Genomic DNA, 19856 nt, shown 5'->3' with positions numbered 1-19856 from the left:
GATACAGCCGGGGGTGGTGAAACGTTCACCGGTTCGTCCGCGACGTCCGACCACTCCGCGACGACGGCGGTCCGTCCGCGGCGATGAACGCCCGGACGCAAGCGCGAGTATACCTTCGCAGGCGCACCGACCCGCGGCGCGCACATCGGAAGGGACACCATGCAGAGGACCACGAAGAGAAGGATCGCCGGGCTGTCGGGCATCGTCGGGACAGCGGCGCTCGTGACGGCGATGGGCGCTGCGCCCGCGTCCGCGGAGACGGCCGTCGACCGGCCGGACTCCTTCACCAGTGCCTACACGGTCGCGGCGCTCCCGGGCAACGTGATCGGCCCGGACGGCGCACCCGCCCCGGGTGAGCCCGGTGCCACCGGCACGTTCAACTTCATGATCAACTCGGACCTCGAGATCATCTGCTACGACATCACGCTCGACGGCGTCACGCCGCCGTTCCAGAGCATGGCGAAGACCTCGACCCACATCCACCAGACCGCGGCGGGGAAGAACGGCCCGCCCCGCATCGCCTTCCCGAATCCTGCGGGCGAGGGGACCCTGACGGTTTCGGGCTGCCTCCAGGGCCCCTTCACCACGGGACTGACGGGTGACGACGGCGTGGACACGGGCGAGGGCTTCTCCCTCAAGCAACTCGAGGCCGACCCCGCCGGCTTCTCGGCCGACACGCACACGTCCGGCTTCGTGCCGGGTGCTGTCCGGGGCCAGCTGACGGCCCTGCCGATGGGCGGTGTGGACACGGGCGTCGCGTCGGCGCCGGCCTCCTCGCCGGAGTCGACCGCGCCCCTGGCCCTCGGCGCGCTGGCGCTGGTGGGAGCAGGCATCGGCGGTGCGGTGCTGGTCCGCCGTCGCGCCGGCGTCGCGTAGGGAGGACGAGGAGGGAGGACGAGGAGGGAGCCGGTCCCGACCTCCGTCGGGTCCGGCTCCCGCCGTCGTCGGAGGTGCAGGGGCGCGGGAAGGTCCGCCGCGTCGCTGACGCGCGGGACCGCGCCCCGGCGTCACTCCGCGTTGGCGCGCGCTTCGATCCAGTCGGTCGCCGCATCCGAGAGGAAGACGCCGTCGGGGCCGCGCTCACCTATCCACCAGGGGTCGGCGGCGATCAGGCCGCCCACGCGGCTGATGTCCGCGGCCACCTCGGGGGAGAGCGCCTCGCCGTTGTGATCGCCCAGCCACTGCCGCGTCTCCGGCAGGACGGCTGCCCACCACTCGTCGAGTTCCATGACCGCAGTATGCCCCGGCACCGCGGGCTGCGGCTAGGGGAGCGGGCCGCGCCGCAGATGTCCGGCGAGCACGGAAGCGGACCAGGGCCGGGGCTGCCGGACGGAACGACGGGAAGAGGACTCCCGGCGCCGGACCGTGCGCCGTCCTGCAGGGAGCCGGACCGTGCGCAGCCCTGCAGGGGAGAGCGTCGACGGTGCAGTCGACGGTGCAGTCGGCGGTGCATAGGCTGGGTCCGGGAAGCCGAGCCCCGCGTCATGCACGGCCCGTCCCGCCTCCTGATCCCCGGCCTCCGATCCGCGACCCCTGATCCCGACCTCCAGAGCAGAAGTGAGTACCCCGATGAGCTTCAAGGCAGCCACGCCCTCGGTCCTGTTCGTGTGCGTTAAGAACGGGGGCAAGTCACAGATAGCGGCCGGCCTCATGGACAGGGTGGCCGGGGGTGCCGTCGCCAGTGCCTCCGCCGGGTCGAAGCCCGGGTCTGCCGTCAACGGCCTCTCCGCGGAGGTCCTGGCCGAGCTGGGGATCGACATCAGCCGGAACATGCCCCGGCGGATCACCCGCGAGGACCAGGAGCGGGCGGACCTCGTCGTCGTCCTGGGTGCCGAGGCGCAGGTCGACGAGGTCGACGGCACGCTCTACGAGCGATGGGAGACGGACGAGCCCGGTGAACGCGGTATCGAGGGGATCGAGCGCATGCGCCTGGTCCGGGACGACATCCTCGAACGCGTCACCGCCCTGCACGCCGCCCTCACCCGCCGGTAGTGCGCCGGCGGACCAGCCCGTCCGGCATCCGCCGGCCTGCCGGGGTGCACGTCCATCCGCGTGTCTTCTCCGTGGTGTCGGAGCCCCCCACACACACGCGATCTCTCCCCGGCGGACCTGATGGAGCCGACCGCCCGAGGAGGAGTTGAGTCGACCCGACTCAAGGTGATTTGGTGCCTCGAGCCCTCGGGCCTATAGTTGAGTGCAGAACGCTCAATCTACGCGCCCGGCGGATGAGCGCCTCGCAAATCCCGGGCAGTCGAAAGGAAATTGCATGTCACGTGCAGTAGGTATTGACCTCGGAACCACCAACTCGGTCGTCTCGGTTCTCGAAGGCGGCGAGCCCACCGTCATCGCGAACGCCGAGGGCGCCCGCACCACGCCGTCGATCGTCGCATTCTCCAAGTCCGGCGAGGTGCTGGTCGGCGAGATCGCCAAGCGCCAGGCCGTCAACAACATCGACCGCACCATCGCATCGGTCAAGCGCCACATGGGCACCGACTGGAACGTCGACATCGACGGCAAGAAGTACACCGCGCAGGAGATCTCGGCGCGCACGCTGCAGAAGCTGAAGACCGACGCCGAGAGCTACCTCGGCGAGAAGGTCACGGACGCCGTCATCACCGTGCCCGCCTACTTCAACGACGCCGAGCGCCAGGCCACGAAGGAGGCCGGCGAGATCGCGGGCCTGAAGGTCCTGCGCATCGTCAACGAGCCCACCGCGGCCGCTCTCGCCTACGGGCTCGACAAGGGCAAGGAGGACGAGCTCATCCTCGTCTTCGACCTCGGCGGCGGAACGTTCGACGTCTCGCTCCTCGAGGTGGGCAAGGACGAGGACGCCTTCTCCACGATCCAGGTCCGCTCCACCGCCGGTGACAACCGGCTCGGCGGCGACGACTGGGACCAGCGCGTGGTCGACTACCTGCTGTCGCAGGCCAAGGCCAAGGGTGCGGACCTGTCCAAGGACAAGATCGCCCTGCAGCGTCTGAAGGAGGCTGCGGAGCAGGCCAAGAAGGAACTCTCCTCGGCCACCTCCACCAACATCTCGCTGCAGTACCTCTCCGTCACGGCGGACGGTCCCGTCCACCTGGACGAGCACCTCTCGCGCGCCAAGTTCCAGGACCTGACCAAGGACCTGCTGGACCGCACCAAGAAGCCGTTCAACGACGTCATCGCCGAGGCCGGGATCAAGGTCGCCGACATCGACCACATCGTCCTGGTCGGCGGATCCACGCGTATGCCCGCGGTCGGTGAGCTCGTCAAGGAGCTCGCAGGCGGCAAGGAGCCCAACAAGGGCGTCAACCCGGACGAGGTCGTGGCCGTCGGTGCCGCACTGCAGGCCGGCGTCCTCAAGGGCGAGCGCAAGGACGTCCTGCTCATCGACGTCACCCCGCTGTCCCTCGGCATCGAGACCAAGGGCGGCATGATGACCAAGCTCATCGAGCGCAACACGGCCATCCCGACCAAGCGCAGCGAGACCTTCACGACGGCGGACGACAACCAGCCGTCCGTGGCCATCCAGGTCTTTCAGGGCGAGCGCGAGTTCACCCGTGACAACAAGCCGCTGGGCACGTTCGAGCTGACCGGCATCGCGCCGGCCCCCCGCGGGGTGCCGCAGGTCGAGGTCACCTTCGACATCGACGCCAACGGCATCGTCCACGTGTCCGCGAAGGACAAGGGCACGGGTACCGAGCAGTCGATGACCATCACCGGTGGTTCCTCGCTCTCCAAGGAGGACATCGAGCGCATGGTCCGCGAGGCCGAGGAGCACGCGGCCGAGGACAAGAAGCGCCGCGAGGCGGCCGACGTCCGCAACGGCGCCGAGCAGCTCGCCTACTCGGTGGACAAGCTGATCGCCGACAACGCGGACAAGCTGCCCGAGGAGGTCAGGACCGAGGTCCAGGCCGACGTCGACGCCCTCAAGAAGGCGCTCGAGTCGCAGGACAACGACGACGAGGTGAAGTCGGCCTTCGAGAAGCTGCAGGCATCCCAGTCCAAGCTCGGCGAAGCGATCTACGCTTCGGCCCAGCAGGACGCGGGGCAGGCCGGTGGCGCACCCGCCGACGACCAGCCGACGGCCGAGGGCTCCGACGAGGACATCGTCGACGCCGAGGTCGTGGACGACGACAACGAGAAGAAGTAGTCATGCCGCACCACGGAAATGAAGAAGAGCACCAGTCGGAGCCGGTGAGCTTCCGTGACAACCGGAAGATCGACCCGGAAACGGGCGAAGTCCGTGGGCAGCAGAACGACGCCGGCGCCCCGGCCGCGGAGGATCCCGCGGCCGGGGAGCAGGCAGCGCCCTCGGGCGACGCCTCCGAGGGGGACGCCCTGGCCCAGGCCGAGGCCATCCTCAATGAGGCGGGCGCGGAGGGCGAGAGCAATCCGGCCGTGGACGTCGTCGCGGACCTGCGGAACGACCTCCTCCGGCTCCAGGCGGAATACGTCAACTACCGGCGCCGCGTCGAGCGTGACCGGGACGTCGCCCGTGACCAGGCGGTCATCGGCGTGCTCAACTCGCTGATGCCCGTCCTCGACGACATCGACGCCGCACGCCAGCACGGCGACCTCGCCGGGGGGCCGTTCGCGGCCATCGCCGGCAAGCTCGAGAACGTCCTCAAGGCGTACGAGCTCACCCGGATCGACGAGGTCGGCGTCGCCTTCGACCCGAACGTCCACGAGGCGCTCATGCAGCAGCCGAGTGCCGACGTGCAGGCCGACAGCGTCAGCCAGATCCTCCGCGCGGGCTACCGTAAGGGCGAGCGCGTCCTCCGGGCCGCCCAGGTCATCGTGGCGGTTCCGGAGTAACTGGAACACCGGGTGGGGCAGTCTTCCCGGGCCGACGAGATTCCTGAGCTCGCAGAGCTCGCTCCGGAAGATCAAGGGCCCCGCAGAAGACAGCCCCACCCGTCTTTCCCGACCTGACCGGTCGGGAGGAAACGGCCGGGCGCTCGGGGTACGCCCGGACCCGTCCGGCCCCCACATCTTCAGCAGTACCTACGGAAGGAGACGCCCAGTGGCCAGTCAGGATTGGGTCGACAAGGATTTCTACAAGATCCTGGGTGTCTCCAAAGATGCGTCCGACGCCGATATCAAGAAGGCGTACCGCAAGCTCGCCCGCAAGCACCACCCCGACCAGAACCAGGGTGACGCCGGGTCCGAGCGCATGTTCAAGGACGTGTCCGAGGCCTACTCGGTCCTGTCCGACGCCGAGCAGCGCCAGCAGTACGACGCCATCCGCGCCATGGGCGGTGGTGCCCGATTCTCCGCCGGTGGTCCGGGTGGGGGCGCGGGAGCCGGTGCCGGGTTCGAGGACATCTTCGGCAACCTCTTCGGCCAGGGCGCAGGGCCGCGCCAGCGCACGGGGTTCTCGAACAGCACCCTCCCCCCGGAGTTCGCCGATCTCTTCGGCGGCGGCGGGATGGGCGGCAGCAGCTTCCCCGGCGGCTTCCAGCAGTCCCGCCCGCAGAAGGGCGCGGACCGGACGGCCAGCACCTCCATCTCCTTCGCCGGTGCCATCAACGGCACCACGATCGGCCTGCGTGAGCCGTCGGGCGAGCAGATCGACGTACGGATCCCCGCCGGCATCCGCGACGGACAGAAGGTCCGGGTCAAGGGCAAGGGCCAGCCCGGCCAGGCAGGTCCGGGCGACCTCATGGTCGCGGTGTCCGTCAAGGAGCACCCGCTGTTCAAGCGCGACGGCGACACCATCCGCCTGACCGTGCCCGTCACGTTCCCCGAGGCCGCCCTCGGAGCGCAGATCGAGGTCCCGACCCTCACGGGTGAGCTCGTGAAGATGCGTATCCCCGCAGGGACGCCGTCGGGCCGTACCCTCCGCCTCAAGGGCCGCGGTGTGAAGACGTCGAAGACCACGGGAGACCTGCTGGTGACCGTCGAGGTGGTGGTGCCGCAGAACCTGTCCAAGGAGGCGGAAGCCGCCGTCGAGGCGTTCAGGGACGCGACGAAGGACGCCGATCCCCGGGACGGCCTGGCCGCGAAGGCGCGCCTGTAACAGTACATTTGAGCGAACGCCGGGAGGACCGGCACGGAAGGAGGCCACCGATGGACTACACGATGCCCGTGTACGTCATCTCCGTGGCCGCGGAGCTCGCCGACATGCACCCGCAGACGCTGCGGCAGTACGACCGGCTGGGACTCGTCACGCCCAGCCGTGCCCCGGGACGGGCGCGGCGCTATTCCCAGAAGGACGTCGGGACCCTGCGGGAGATCCAGCGGCTCTCCCAGGAGGGCGTGTCCCTCGAGGGCATCCGCCGCATCCTCGACCTCGAGAACCAGGTCGCGGCGCTCCGGTCCCGCGTGGGCGAGCTGACCGCGGAACTCGCGCAGCGGCGCGTGCAGGCCGAGTCGGGGCGCGTCTTCGCCGCCGGTCTCGCGGGCGACGTCGTCACCCTCGCGCGCGGGCAGCGCCCCCGCCCGCGGAGCCAGGCCGTCGTGGTGTGGCGACCGGAGGCCGTCCGGCCTCCTCTGGGGCAGCTGCCCCTGCGCGCCGCGAACTAGGGCGCGGTCCTGACCGCCGGTCCTGCTCCGGTGGAGCCACGGACCACGAGGTCCGCCTGGAAGAGGATGTCCGAGCGGGAGGTGCGGTCGCCGGCGAGTTCGGTGACGAGGGCGTGGACGGCGGCCTCCGCCATCGCGGTGATGTTCTGCCGGAGCGTGGTCAGGGGCGGGTCGGTGAAGGCCATGAGCGGTGAGTCGTCGAAGCCGACCACCGAGATGTCCTCGGGGACCCGTAGCCCGCGCGTCTGCGCCGCACGCATCGCGCCGAGTGCCATGACGTCGGAGGCGCAGACGATGCCCGTGTGGCCGCTGTCGATCAGCTCGTCGGCGGCACTCTGGCCTCCCTCGATGGTGAACATGCTCGTCGCGATGTGCGGATCGGCATCGTCCTCGCCGAGGAACTGGAGGAGCCCGGCACGGAAGCCCTCGAGCTTCCGGCGGCTCGGGATGAACCGGTCCGAGCCCGTCGCGAATCCCACGCGCTGGTGCCCCTGCGCCACGAGGTGGCGGACCGCGGTCCGGATCGCGGTGGCGTCGTCGTTCGAGACGGACGGCGCGTCGATCTCGGGGCGGGCGCCGTTGACCAGCACGAACGGCACGCGGCCGCGCAGCCGGCGGTAGCGCTCCACGCTCGCCCGACCGTCCGAGTGCGCGGCGCAGACGAAGATGATGCCGCTGACGCCCTGGTCCAGCATCAGGGCCACGTACTCGTCCTCCGTGATGCCCCCGCCGGGCAGTGTGCAGAGGGCGGGGATGTAGTCGTTCGGTGCCAGCAGGGCGGCGATCGCCCCCGCGAAGGCCGGGAAGACGGGATTGACGAGATCGGGCACCACGACGCCGATCTGCCCCTTCGACCGGCCGGCCGTCCGCGCCGGGCGCTCGTAGCCCAGGCTGTCCATGGCCGCGAGCACCGCCTGCCGGGTCTCCTGCGAGGCGCCGCCCTTGCCGTTCAGCACCCGTGACACGGTGGGCACGCTGACGCCGGCCGTCCGGGCGACGTCGTCCAGGCGGGGGCGGTCGGTCCGGGTCTCGGAAGTCATGAGGTCAATCTAGCGCAGGCGGCCTCCAGGCGTAGAAAGTTTTCGTGAAAGTTGCTTGACGACGGGTCATGCCCCTCCCTAGGGTCGGGAGAACCACTCCTGGACAGTCCGGCTGCGCAGCGACGCGCGGTCGGGGAAGGACCACCATGACACTCCTCGACACCACGGCCCGGCCGGCGCGGGGGCCGGCTGCCCCACGCGTGTCCCGGCTCGCCGCCGTCGTCCTCTCCCTGCCCCTCCTCGCCACCCTGACGCCCGCGCCGGCGCTCGCGGACCACACGGCCGTGCCGGGCACGGTGGCCCTCGTCGGTTCACTGCAATCGGAACTCGGCTGCCCCGGCGACTGGCAGCCCGAGTGCGCAGCGACAAGACTTGCCCCCGAGCCCGGATCACCGGGCACCTGGACGGCGACCTTCGACGTCCCCGCGGGCTCCTACGAGTACAAGGTGGCGCTGAACGATGCATGGGGCGAGAACTACGGTGCGGACGGGGCGGCGGGTGGTGCGAACCTGGCCCTCGAGGCTCCCGGGGGCCCCGTCACCTTCACCTACGACCACCGCACGCACGTGATCTCCAGCGACGTCCCCGCGGCCCCGACGGCGACCACGGCCGGGCACTGGCTCACCCCCGAAACGCTCGCCTGGGACGCGGATCTCCCCGACGGCACGCGGTACCGCCTGTACTCGTCGCCCGACGGCGGCCTGGCGGTCGAGGACGGCGCCGTCGTCGGGGGCGCCTCCCTCGATCTCTCCGTGAGCGGATCGCAGCTCGCCCCCGCACTCGCGGCGAGATACCCGCACCTCTCCTCCCTCACCACCCTCACGCTCGGGAAGAAGGACGTGCGGAGGGCAGGTGAGCTCCTCAGGGGCCAGCTGCTGCTCGCGGCCCTCGCACCGGACGGGTCCGTCCTCGCCGCCACCGGGGTGCAGGTGCCGGGGGTGCTGGACAGCCTCTACGCCGGTGCGGCACGGCAGGAGCTCGGCCTGAGCTGGAAGGGCCGGAAGCCCCAGCTCGACCTGTGGGCTCCGACCGCCCGCAGCGTCTCGGTCCAGGTCTTCCGGGACGGGACGGGCGGCAGCCCGATCACCACCCGCGCGTTGCGCGCGGGCAAGGACGGCGTGTGGAGCGTCAAGGGCGAGAAGGACTGGAAGGGCGCGTACTACGTGTACGACGTCGAGGTCTTCGTCCCCGAGACCGGCGCCGTCGAGCACAACATCGTCACCGACCCCTACAGCGTGGGCCTGTCGACGAACTCCGAGCGGTCCCTGATCGTGGACCTCGAGGACCCGGCACTCATGCCGCAGTCGTGGTCGCGCCTCACCAAGCCGGCCGTGCAGAAGCCCGAGGAGCTGTCCGTCTACGAACTGCACGTGCGCGACTTCTCGATCACCGACACCACGGTGCCCGAGGCCGAGCGTGGCACCTACGCGGCCTTCGGGCGCTCCGGCAGCGACGGCATGACGCGGCTCTCGGACCTCGCGTCCAGTGGCCTGAACGCCGTACACCTGCTCCCGGTGAACGACATCGGCACCATCGAGGAGGACCGCGCACTCCAGGCGGAGCCCGGCTGCGATCTCGACTCCTTCGCGCCCGACGGCACGGAACAGCAGGAGTGCGTCACGGCCGTGGCCGGCCAGGACGGCTTCAACTGGGGGTACGATCCCCTGCACTACACGACGCCCGAGGGCTCCTACTCGACCGATCCGTCGGACGGGACCCGCATCGCCGAGTTCCGCACCATGGTCTCCTCGCTGAACACCGCCGGGCTCCGCGTGATCCAGGACGTCGTCTACAACCACACCGCCGGCGCGGGCCAGTCCTCGACCAACAACCTCGACCGGATCGTGCCCGGCTACTACCACCGGCTGAACCCCGCGTCGGGCGCCGTCGAGACCTCGACCTGCTGCCCCAACACCGCCACCGAGCACACCATGATGGGCAAGCTGATGGTGGACTCCATCGTCACCCTCGCCAGGACGTACAAGCTCGACGGCTTCCGCTTCGACCTCATGGGACACCACTCCAAGCAGAACATCCTCGACGTCCGGGCGGCCCTCGACGGGCTGACGCTCGAGCGCGACGGCGTCGACGGGAAATCCGTATACCTGTACGGCGAGGGCTGGAACTTCGGTGAGGTGGCCGACAACGCACGGTTCGAGCAGGCGACGCAAACGACCATGGCCGGCACGGGCATCGGAACGTTCAACGACCGCCTGCGCGACGCCGTGCGCGGCGGCGGTCCGTTCGACGGCGACCCCCGGATCCAGGGCTTCGCCTCCGGCCTGCTCACCGACCCCAACGGCGTCGAGGGGAACGGCACGGAGGAGGAGCAGCGGGCCCGCCTGCTGCTGTCCCAGGACCAGATCCGCGTGGGACTGACCGGCAACCTCAGGGACTACCGGTTCACGGACCGCCTCGGCAACGAGGTGACCGGCGCCGGAGTGGACTACAACGGCTCACCCGCCGGGTACACCGCGGACCCGCAGGAGGCGATCACCTACGTCGAGGCGCACGACAACGAGACGCTCTTCGACGCACTGGCCTTCAAGCTGCCCACGGACACCGCAATGGCGGACCGGATCCGGATGCAGACCCTGGCGCTCTCGACGACGGCGTTCGGCCAGGGGATCTCCTTCTGGCACGCGGGCGGCGAAGCGCTCCGCAGCAAGTCGCTGGACCGCAACAGCTACGATTCCGGCGACTGGTTCAACGTCCTCGACCACACGGGCACCGACAACGGCTTCGGCAGGGGCCTCCCGCCCCGGGCGGACAACGAGGACAAGTACGCCTTCATGCAGCCGCTGCTCGCCGATCCCGCCCTCAAGCCGACCGCGGCGGACATCGAGGCGGCCCGGCTGCAGGCGCAGGAACTGCTCGCCATCCGGCAGGGCAGCCCGCTGTTCAGCCTCGGCACGGCGGACCTCGTGCAGCAGAAGCTGTCCTTCCCGGGCAGCGGTACCGACCAGGCGCCCGGCGTGATCGTCATGCACCTCGACGACACCGTCGGCCCGGACGTCGATCCCGGGCGGAAGGGCATCGTCGTCGTCTTCAACGCGTCCGACGACGCCACGGTGCAGCGGGTCCCTGCCGCAGCCGGAGCCGGCTTCGCCCTGCACACCGTCCAGGCGGAGGGGAGCGACGACGTCGTCCGCGGGGCGACGGCCGCCGCCGACGGCACCTTCACGGTCCCGGCACGGACGGTCGCGGTCTTCGAGGCCCGCTGACCCTGCCCGGGAAGGCCCGGCTCCCGCACGGGGGCCGGGCCTTCGTCGTCCGGTGGCGGCCGCGCCTCAGGGCTTCGGGACGGACGTGCTGGAGCGGATGATCAGGGCGGTCCGCGCGGCATGGTTCGTCGGCCGGTGCGCGTCCGGTTCCTGCAGGATCTGCAGGAGCCGCCCGACGGCCCGCCGGCCCTGCTCCTGCGGGAACTGCGCGACCGTCGTCAGGCCGAGGGCCTCACCCAGCTCGTGCCCGTCGATCCCGATCACCGAGACGTCCTCGGGGACGCGCAGTCCCAGTTCGCGCGCGGCGAGGACGGCGCCGATGGCCATCTCGTCGGAGGCGCAGAACACCGCGGTGGGGGTGTCCCGCGGATACCCGAGCAGCTGCTTGGCCTGGGCGTAGCCGCCCTGGATGGTGAAGTCGCCGTCGATCCGCCAGGAGTCCAGGATGTCCAGCCCCGCGGCGGCCATGGCCGACTCGTAGCCGTGCCGACGGGTGCCGGAGATGCGGAAGTCGTTCTCGAAGGCGTCCGAGCCGCCGATGTGGGCGATCCTGCGGTGCCCGAGCGTGATCAGGTGCTCGGTGGCCAGTTCCGCGATCTCGTGGTCGTTGACGCTGTAGGTCTCGGCTCCGGGCAGCGGGCCGCCGATGCCCACGACCGGCTTCCCGACCGCCAGGAGCTGGCCCAGTTCGTCACGGCTCAGCTCGAGCGAGACGGGGATGACGCCGTCGCACCGCTGCCGCAGCAGGAACTCCGACAGGACGCGGTCCCGGGACCCGGCGTCCTCGTTCAGGTTGTACAGCGTGAGGTCGTACCCCGCCTCGAGGAGGGATGCGGCCACGCTGTCGAGGATCTGGGAGTAGTACCAGCGGGCCACGGACGGGACGACGACGCCGATGTTGCGGTGCCGTCCCGAGGCGAGGGACGACGCCGTCGAACTGACCACGAAGTCGAGTTCCTTCGCGGCCTGCAGCACGCGGGCTCGGGCCCGCTCGGACACGCGCCCATTCCCGCTGAGGGCACGGGAGACGGTGGCCGTGGAGACGCCGGCGAGTTCGGCGACATCCTTGATCCCGGCCATGGTCCCCCTGGGTCTGCGCTCCCGGCCGGTAGGGCCGGCACGGGACGATGTGAAGGGCGCGCCGGTCGGCGTGCCCCGCCCGATCATCCCGGATCGGGCGCGGATCCGCTATCCGGCGGTGCTGAGGATCCAGACGCAGGCGTCCGGGACCAGCAGGCCGTCCTCCACCGCGCCGGGCGTGCTGGCCGCGATGACCGTGCCGGGAGGCAGGGGAGCGGCGAACTCACCCATGTTGAGGACCACGAGCACCTCGCCGTTGAGGAAGGCGACGACGTCGCTCTGCTCGAACGGCCGGGACCAGCTCAGTGATCCCGCACCGAGGCGCAGATCCCGCCTCAGCTGCAGGGCCGTGCGGTAGAGGGACAGGGTGGAATCCGGGTCCGCAGCCTGGACGTCGCGGGCGAACCCCGCCCAGCCCTCGGGCTGGGGGAGCCATGGTGCTGCGGTCGAGTCCGCCCCGCCGAACCCTGAGGACGGCTGGTCCGCGCGCCACGGCAGCGGTACGCGGCACCCGTCACGACCGATCCGCTCGCCCCCGGTCCGGGCGAAGGTCGGATCCTGGCGGGCGTCGTCGGGCATGGAGGTGTGGTCGGGGAGACCGAGCTCCTCGCCCTGGTAGAGGTAGATGCCGCCGGGCAGGGCGAACATGGCGAGCGACGCCGCCCTGGCGCGGGCGAGGCCGGTGTGGAGATCGGGCTGGGGGTCGCTGTGCCCGATCCCGTCACCACCGCGGGGCGTGCCGTCGGTGAGGCCGAAGCGGCTGGTGTGCCGGACGACGTCGTGGTTGCTGAGCACCCAGGTGGTGGGCGCCGCCACGGCGTCGAAGGCCGTGAGCGAGGAGGAGATGACGTCCCGCAGGGCGTGGGCGTTCCACGGGTGGTGCAGGTAGGCGAAGTTGAACGCCTGGTGCATCTCGTCCGCGCGGACCCAGTCGGTCAGCCGGGGCAGGGGATCGATCGAAGCCTCGGCGCAGAGGATGCGTTCGCCGTCGTACTCGGCGAGGATCGCCCGCCACCGGCGGTAGATCGCGTGCACCTCGTCCTGGCCGAACATCGGTGCCTCCCAGCCGGGGAAGCCCTCGGTGGAACCGCCGTCGGCGCGTCCGCCCCAGTCGGGCAGCCCCTCGGCCTTGATGAGGGCGTGCGCCACGTCCACGCGGAAGCCGCCGACGCCGCGGTCCAGCCAGAAACGCAGGACACGCTCGAACTCCGCGCGCACGGCCGGGTTGTCCCAGTCGAAGTCGGGCTGCGAGGAGTCGAAGAGGTGCAGGTACCACTGGCCGGGGGCGCCGTCCGCAGCGACGGTCCGGGTCCACGCGGGCCCGCCGAAGTGGGACTGCCAGTTGTTCGGCGGGATGCTGCCGTCCTCGCCGCGGCCGTCGCGGAAGATGAACATCGCGCGCTCGGGGGAGCCGGCGGGTGCGGCGAGGGCGGCCTGGAAGAGGGTGTGGTCGCTGGAGCAGTGGTTGGGGACGAGGTCCACGATCACGCGGATCCCGAGGGCGTCCGCCCGCCCGACGAGGGCGTCGAAGTCGCCCAGCGTGCCGAATCGCGGGTCGACGTCGCAGTAGTCGGCCACGTCGTAGCCGCCGTCGCGCTGGGGCGAGGTGTAGAACGGCGAGAGCCAGACGGCATCGATGCTCAGCTCCGCCAGGCGCGCGAGTTCGCCCGTGATCCCGGGCAGGTCGCCCGTGCCGTCACCGTTGGAGTCACGGAAGGACCGCGGATAGACCTGGTAGATCACGGAGGAACGCCACCACTGGTCCTCCTCGTGCGGTGCGTGCAGCGGAGTGTGGAAGGCGGCGGGCGAGGTCAGGGACTCGCCGAGCAGGGGGGCGATCTCGGGCATGCGGACCATCCTAAGCCCACACCGGGCATGTTCTGGAAGCGTTTCCAACCATCAGTGGGCTGGCTTTGTTGGTTTGTCAGCGATATTGCGTTGATCTTGCGCGGACTAGGCAGAAATCTTGCAAGCGTTTACAGTTGTGACTCGGGTCACCGCAGCTCCGTCCCCGGAGCGGTCGTGGCATCGACGTCTCCCGGCTCCAAGACTCCCCGTCCGCCGCCGGGGGACTGACCGAAGACGCTCATGAAAGGTTCACCAATGAAGGTGCGATCCACCCAGCCGACGCGTCGGCACGCTTTGATCACCGGCGTGATGTCGGTTGCAGTCCTGGCCCTCACGGCCTGCGGAGGGGGAGCTTCCGAGTCCTCGTCCACCACCACCACCTCCGCAGCGGCCGCCGACCTCGCCGAGGGTGGATCGACGACCCTCACCATGTGGGTGGACGCCGAGCGCGCCCCGGCCCTCGAGGAGATCACCAGGTCCTTCAAGGAGGACACCGGCATCGAGGTCAAGCTCGCGGTCAAGGACTTCGCCGCCGTGCGCGACGACTTCATCACGCAGGTGCCGACGGGCAAGGGCCCGGACCTGATCGTCGGCCCCCACGACTGGCTGGGCACGTTCGTCCAGAACGGGGTCGTGGCGCCCGTCGAACTCGGCGACAAGGCCGCCGGGTTCCAGGAGTCCGCCGTCCAGGCCATGACCTATGACGGCAGCGTCTACGGCGTCCCCTACGCCCTCGAGAACATCGCACTGCTCCGCAACACGGACCTCGTGCCCGAGCCTGCGGACACCTTCGACGAGGTCATCGCCAACGGCGAGGCCGCCGTCGCCGACGGATCCGCCGTCTACCCGTTCCTCGTGGGCATGGACCCCAAGCAGGGAGACCCGTACCACCTGTACCCGCTGCAGACGTCCCTGGGCGTACCGGTCTTCGGCCAGAACGAGGACGGCAGCTACAACGCCGACGAACTGCTGCTCGGCGAGCCCGGCGGTGTCGAGTTCGCGAAGAAGCTCGTGGAATGGGGAGACACCGGATCGAAGATCATCAACTCCAACATCACGGGTGACATCGCCAAGGAGAAGTTCAACGCGGGGGAGTCGCCCTACTTCCTCACCGGTCCCTGGAACGTCCCCGACGCGCAGGCCGCCGGCCTGAACCTCGCCGTGGACAAGCTCCCCACGGTCGGTGACGAGGATGCCCAGCCGTTCATCGGCGTCAACGGCTTCTTCATCTCCTCGCAGAGCGTCAACGCGCTCGCCGCGAACGAGTTCGCCGTGAACTACCTCAGCACCGAGGCCGCACAGGACGCCATGTACGACGTCGGCGGACGCCCCCCGGCGCTGAAGGCCAGCTTCGACAAGGCCGCCTCGGATCCGATCGTCGCAGCCTTCGGCGAGATCGGCGCCAACGGCGTCCCCATGCCGGCACTGCCCGAGATGCAGGCCGTCTGGGCCGACTGGGGAGCCACCGAGCTCGCCCTGATCAAGGGCAGCGGCGACCCCGAGGGCGCCTGGACCACCATGGTCGGCAACATCGAGGCGAAGATCGCCGGACAGTAGGACCCCGCGGCGCCCGTCGTCCAGACGGCGGGCGCCGTCCCGGCTGCTCCGGCAGCAGGCCGGCCACCGCCGGTCGAGCGATTCCCGGCGGTGGCCATCCACCCAGTAGCGTCGCCGATCAACGAAAGCTCCCCCCATGCCCACACTGGCCCCTCCCGGCCCGGCCGCAACGCGCCCGCCGAAGAAGACCGCCCTCCGCGCCGACTCGACCCTCGGCCTGCTCGTGAAGATCGTGCTGCTCGGGCTCGTGGACGCATTCGCCGTCTACGTCATGATCACCCTCTTCCTGCAGGAGAAATGGCTGGTCCTCGTGTTCGCCGCCGTCGTGACGGTGCTGATCAACTGGGTCTACCTGCGCCGGGGCGGCCTGCCCGCCAAGTACCTGGCGCCCGGCATCTTCTTCCTGGTGATCTTCCAGGTCTTCGTCATGATCTACAGCGGCTACGTGGCCTTCACCAACTACGGCGACGGGCACAACAGCACCAAGGCCGACGCCGTGAACGCCATCCAGCTCTCGGCACAGCAGCGCGTGCCCGACTCGCCCGCGTACCGGGTCACGATCCTCGAGCGCGACGGCGTCTTCCACCTCCTGGCCACCGAGCCCGACGGCACGGTCTCGGTCGGCACCACGGGTGAGCCGCTGGAGGAGGCCGAGGACGCCGTCACGGACGGCACCGGCAAGGGCACGGAACTCGAGGGCTACCGCGCCCTGCAGTTCGGCGAGGTCCTCGCGAACCAGGCGGACATCCTCGCGATCACGGTCCCGTTCTCCGACGACCCCGAGGACGGCAGCCTGAAGACCGGCGACGGCTCCAACGCCTACGTGTACCGCCCGTCGCTGAGCTACGACGAGGACACCAGCACCTTCACGGACCTCGAGACCGGCGCCACCTACTCCGATCGCGGCGAGGGCTCGTTCCAGTCCGAGGACGGCGAGCAGCTCAGTACCGGATGGAAGATCAATGTCGGCCTCGACAACTTCACGAAGGCGTTCTCGGACCAGAACATCCGGGGGCCGCTCCTCCAGGTGGTCCTCTGGACCTTCACCTTCGCGATCGTCTCGGTGCTCTCGACCTTCGCGCTCGGGCTCTTCCTCGCCAACGCCTTCAACCTGCCGGACCTCCGCGGGAAGCGGATCTACCGGATCCTGATGATCCTGCCGTACGCCTTCCCGGCGTTCCTGGCCGGCCTCGTCTGGTCCGGTCTGCTCAACCCGGAGTTCGGGTTCGTCAACAACACCTTCTTCGGCGGCGCGGACATCCCCTGGCTGACCGACCCGGTCCTCGCGAAGGTCAGCGTGCTCGTGGTCAACCTGTGGCTCGGGTTCCCCTACATGTTCCTGGTGTGCACGGGAGCACTGCAGTCGCTGCCCGAGGAGGTCAACGAGGCCGCCCGCATGGACGGTGCCTCCGCCTGGCGTACCTTCACCGCCATCAAGCTGCCGCTGCTGCTCGTCTCCGTGGCGCCCCTCTTGATCGCGAGCTTCGCGTTCAACTTCAACAACTTCAACGTCATCTACATGCTGACGGACGGCGGGCCCCGCTTCGACAACACGACGGCGAACATCGGCCACACCGACATCCTCATCACCATGGTCTACGAGATCGCCTTCGGGACAGGTGTGGGCCGCGACTACGGCCTCGCCAGTGCCCTGTCCATCATCATCTTCATCATCGTCGCCGTGATCTCCGCCATCAGTTTCCGGCAGACCAAGGCTCTGGAGGACATCAACGGATGACCACGTTCATCGATCCGCAGGCAGTAGCACCGGCCCCCACCCCGTCCGGGGGGTCCGGTTCCGTCCCCGCACAGCGCAAGCGTTCCTTCGGCCAGTGGTTCCGGCACAAGGGCTGGCGGCACGTGGTCGGCGTCGTCACGACGGTCTTCGCCGTGTTCCCCCTCCTGTACGTCCTCTCCGCCGCCCTGAACTCGAACGGCACCATGGCCGGGTCCAACGCTTTGTTCACCGCGTTCGACGGTGGCAACTTCGAGGCCCTGTTCAGCGATCCCACGCGTCCCTTCGGCCGCTGGTTCATGAACACCATGGTGATCGGCGTGGTGACGAGCGCGGCCACCGTGTTCCTCGGGGCGCTGGCCGCCTACGCGTTCAGCCGCATGCGCTTCACGGGGCGCCGCGTCAGCCTGCTGTCGCTGCTGATCCTCCAGATGTTCCCCCAGCTGCTCGCCGTCGTCGCGATCTTCCTGCTCCTCAATGCGATCACCGACGTCGTGCCCTGGCTGGGCCTCGGCAGCCAGCTCGGCCTGATCATGGTCTACCTCGGCGGAGCGCTCGGCGTGAACACGTACCTCATGTACGGGTTCTTCAACACCGTGCCGAAGTCGCTCGATGAGGCCGCGCGGATCGACGGCGCGAGCCACGTGCAGGTGTTCTTCACGATCATCCTGCCGCTCGTCACGCCGATCCTCGCCGTCGTCGGGCTGCTGGCGTTCATCGGGCTGAGCAGCGAGTTCGTCATCGCCAGCGTGGTGCTCACGGACCCGGAGTCGCAGACCCTCGCCGTGGGCCTCTACTCCTACGTGGCGCAGCAGCGCTCCGAGAACTGGGGCGTCTTCGCCGCCGGCGCCGTGCTGGCAGCGGTCCCGGTGATGGCCCTGTTCCTGTTCCTGCAGAAGTACATCACCAACGGTCTCGTGGCCGGTTCCGTCAAGGGCTGACACGTGCAGGAGTCCTTCCTGGCCCCGCACCACGACGGGTCGCCGCTCTACGTCCCGCAGCAGTCACCGTCGCTGGGGGAGGAGCTCGTGATCCGCATCCGGGTCCCCGCCCTCTGGGGGCGCCCCGGACGCGTGTTCGTCCGGTCCCTGCGCGACGGCGAAGCGCACTACGACGAGGCCCGGGGGCCGTCCGCAGGGAACGACGACGCCGCGTGGTCGTGGTGGGAAGCGCGCGTCACCGCCGTGAACCCGACGCTGCGGTACCGCTTCCTCCTCGAGCTGCCGAGCGGGGACGGGCCGGTCCACCGCTGGCTCGGCGCCGTCGGGATCTCGACCACGGACCCGGCCGACCGGGACGACTTCCGGATCGACTGCCGTCCGGCGCCGCCGGGCTGGGTGCAGGATGCCGTGGTCTACCAGGTGTTCCCGGACCGGTTCGGCCGGTCCGCGGACGGTCCGCCCCACGACGCGGTGCCGCGGGACCTGCCGGAGTGGGCGGTCGGGTGCGCCTGGCACGAGCCGGTCCGGCCGCACGGCGGGCTCACGCCCCGCCAGGTCTACGGGGGGACGCTCGACGGCGTCCGCGAGCGGCTCGATCACCTCGCCGACCTCGGCGCGAGCGTCCTCTACCTCACCCCGTTCTTCCCCGCCCGTTCCAACCACCGCTACGACGCGACGACCTTCGACGTCGTCGACCCCCTCCTCGGCGGCGACGAGGCGCTCGTCCGCCTGGTCGGGGCGGCGCACGAGCGCGGTATCGCCGTCATCGGGGACCTGACCGTGAACCACACGGGCGATGGCCACGACTGGTTCCTGCAGGCGCTCGCCGATCCCGCGAGCGCGGAGGCGGACTTCTACTACGTCAGCGACGACGGCACGGAGTACGCGAGCTGGTTCGGCGTCCCGAGCCTGCCGAAGCTCGACTGGTCCTCGGCCGAGCTGCGGCGCCGGTTCGTCGAGGGCCCGGATTCCGTGGTGGCGCGGTGGCTGCTCCCGCCGTTCGGCCTCGACGGGTGGCGCATCGACGTGGCCAACATGACCGGCCGCCACGGGGCCGAGGACCACAGCCGGGAGGTCGCCGCGCTCATCCGGGGCACCATTGACGCGGTGCGGCCGGGCCTGATGCTGATCGCGGAATCCACGGGTGATGCCACGGAGGACCTCGCGGGCCGTGCATGGGACGGCGGCATGACCTACTCACACTTCACGCGGCCGCTCTGGCAATGGCTGAGCCGGGGGCCGGGCGCGACGGCGGACCTCAACTTCTTCGGCACACCGGTGCGGGGTGTCCCCCGGATCGAGGGCCGGGACCTGGTGGCCACGCACACCGCCCTCGCCTCGGGCTTCTCCTGGCGGGTCCGGACCCAGACCCTGACCGCGCTGAACACGCACGACACCGCGCGGGCCGCGTCCGTCATGATCGAGGGCGGACCGGCCGTCGGGCTGGTGCTCGCCTGCTTCCTCCCCGGGCTGCCCACCCTGTTCGCCGGCGACGAGTTCGGCCTGTCCGGAGTCAACGGCGAGGACTCCCGGACGCCCCTGCCCTGGGGGGCGGCCGACGGTGCCTCCGGGAGCCTGAGCGCCCACCTCCGGTCCCTCACCGCGCTCCGCGAGGCTTCCCCCGCCCTGCGGCAGGGGTCGGTGCGATGGCTCGCTGCGGACGCGGACGCCGTCGTCCTCCTCCGCGAGCACGAGGAGGAGTGCGTGCTCCTGGTCGCGGCGCGGGCCGACTACGACGGCGTCCGGGTCCCGTCCGGGCTCCTGCCGGGGAGCTGGGCCGATGCGGAACCGATCGGCCTGCGCCTGCCCGGCGGCGGAGTCGTCGCAGGCACCGACGGCCTCGTGTTCTCCGGGCAGGGTCCGGGGGCGCAGGCGTGGCGCCTCCCCGGCACCGGCCCCGGCGGTCGGGACCGCTGAACGC

General features: G+C 70.3%; 15 protein-coding genes. 11 read left to right on the top strand and 4 right to left on the bottom strand.

The window, feature by feature from the left end; all coding sequences use genetic code 11:
• The first annotated feature begins 159 nt into the window (after positions 1-159).
• Positions 160-876: a CHRD domain-containing protein gene (locus NVV32_RS14700; protein WP_422390655.1), complete on the top strand. Its 717-nt coding sequence runs from the start codon at positions 160-162 to the stop codon at positions 874-876.
• Between the two features lie 131 nt (positions 877-1007).
• Here the strand turns inward: NVV32_RS14700 and NVV32_RS14695 are convergent, their stop codons facing one another.
• Positions 1008-1229 (bottom strand): hypothetical protein, encoded by a 222-nt coding sequence (locus NVV32_RS14695; RefSeq protein WP_422390654.1) that lies wholly within the window; start codon positions 1227-1229, stop codon positions 1008-1010.
• Between the two features lie 340 nt (positions 1230-1569).
• Here NVV32_RS14695 and NVV32_RS14690 point away from each other — a divergent pair, with 340 nt between their 5' ends.
• The 5 genes from NVV32_RS14690 (at position 1570) to NVV32_RS14670 (ending at position 6510) form a co-directional block, all read left to right on the top strand.
• Entirely contained in the window at positions 1570-1992 is a 423-nt protein-coding gene (locus NVV32_RS14690; protein ID WP_422390653.1) for a low molecular weight phosphatase family protein, read from the top strand.
• Between the two features lie 274 nt (positions 1993-2266).
• The gene (gene dnaK, locus NVV32_RS14685) at positions 2267-4135 is read left to right on the top strand and encodes a molecular chaperone DnaK (RefSeq protein ID WP_055767265.1); all 1869 of its coding nucleotides are present in this window, start codon (positions 2267-2269) and stop codon (positions 4133-4135) included.
• 2 nt (positions 4136-4137) lie between these two features.
• The gene (locus NVV32_RS14680) at positions 4138-4800 is read left to right on the top strand and encodes a nucleotide exchange factor GrpE (protein WP_055767268.1); all 663 of its coding nucleotides are present in this window, start codon (positions 4138-4140) and stop codon (positions 4798-4800) included.
• Between the two features lie 208 nt (positions 4801-5008).
• Positions 5009-6004, top strand: coding sequence for a DnaJ C-terminal domain-containing protein (locus NVV32_RS14675; protein ID WP_055767271.1), 996 nt, complete (start codon positions 5009-5011; stop codon positions 6002-6004).
• 50 nt (positions 6005-6054) lie between these two features.
• Positions 6055-6510, top strand: a complete 456-nt coding sequence (locus NVV32_RS14670; protein ID WP_055767274.1) for a heat shock protein transcriptional repressor HspR — start codon at positions 6055-6057, stop codon at positions 6508-6510.
• On the opposite strand, the gene NVV32_RS14665 is transcribed toward NVV32_RS14670, so the two are convergent.
• Positions 6507-7550 (bottom strand): LacI family DNA-binding transcriptional regulator, encoded by a 1044-nt coding sequence (locus NVV32_RS14665; protein WP_422390652.1) that lies wholly within the window; start codon positions 7548-7550, stop codon positions 6507-6509. The genes NVV32_RS14670 and NVV32_RS14665 overlap by 4 nt on opposite strands.
• Before the next feature lie 146 nt (positions 7551-7696).
• Here NVV32_RS14665 and pulA point away from each other — a divergent pair, with 146 nt between their 5' ends.
• The gene (gene pulA, locus NVV32_RS14660) at positions 7697-10774 is read left to right on the top strand and encodes a pullulanase-type alpha-1,6-glucosidase (protein ID WP_422390651.1); all 3078 of its coding nucleotides are present in this window, start codon (positions 7697-7699) and stop codon (positions 10772-10774) included.
• A 66-nt stretch (positions 10775-10840) separates the two neighbouring features.
• On the opposite strand, the gene NVV32_RS14655 is transcribed toward pulA, so the two are convergent.
• The gene (locus NVV32_RS14655; RefSeq protein WP_055767283.1) at positions 10841-11854 is read right to left on the bottom strand and encodes a LacI family DNA-binding transcriptional regulator; all 1014 of its coding nucleotides are present in this window, start codon (positions 11852-11854) and stop codon (positions 10841-10843) included.
• 108 nt (positions 11855-11962) lie between these two features.
• Positions 11963-13702: a glycoside hydrolase family 13 protein gene (locus tag NVV32_RS14650; protein WP_422390650.1), complete on the bottom strand. Its 1740-nt coding sequence runs from the start codon at positions 13700-13702 to the stop codon at positions 11963-11965.
• A 255-nt stretch (positions 13703-13957) separates the two neighbouring features.
• Here NVV32_RS14650 and NVV32_RS14645 point away from each other — a divergent pair, with 255 nt between their 5' ends.
• From NVV32_RS14645 to NVV32_RS14630, 4 genes are all read left to right on the top strand, one after another.
• A complete protein-coding gene (locus NVV32_RS14645; protein ID WP_422390649.1) occupies positions 13958-15259 on the top strand; it encodes a sugar ABC transporter substrate-binding protein in 1302 nt (433 codons plus the stop codon).
• A gap of 136 nt (positions 15260-15395) precedes the next feature.
• Positions 15396-16997 carry an ABC transporter permease subunit gene (locus tag NVV32_RS14640; RefSeq protein ID WP_055767291.1) on the top strand — a complete coding sequence of 534 codons (1602 nt, stop codon included), beginning with the start codon at positions 15396-15398 and terminating at the stop codon, positions 16995-16997.
• Positions 16994-17935 (top strand): sugar ABC transporter permease, encoded by a 942-nt coding sequence (locus NVV32_RS14635; RefSeq protein WP_055767295.1) that lies wholly within the window; start codon positions 16994-16996, stop codon positions 17933-17935. The genes NVV32_RS14640 and NVV32_RS14635 overlap by 4 nt, the downstream gene beginning before the upstream one ends.
• Before the next feature lie 3 nt (positions 17936-17938).
• Positions 17939-19852 carry an alpha-amylase family glycosyl hydrolase gene (locus NVV32_RS14630; protein ID WP_422390648.1) on the top strand — a complete coding sequence of 638 codons (1914 nt, stop codon included), beginning with the start codon at positions 17939-17941 and terminating at the stop codon, positions 19850-19852.
• Positions 19853-19856 lie beyond the last annotated feature (4 nt).

It is taken from the genome of Arthrobacter sp. N1, from assembly GCF_048288285.1.
Classification (GTDB): domain Bacteria; phylum Actinomycetota; class Actinomycetes; order Actinomycetales; family Micrococcaceae; genus Arthrobacter_D.
The sequence above is the reverse complement of the archived record's forward strand: the minus strand, read 5'-3'. Positions and strand labels throughout refer to the sequence as shown.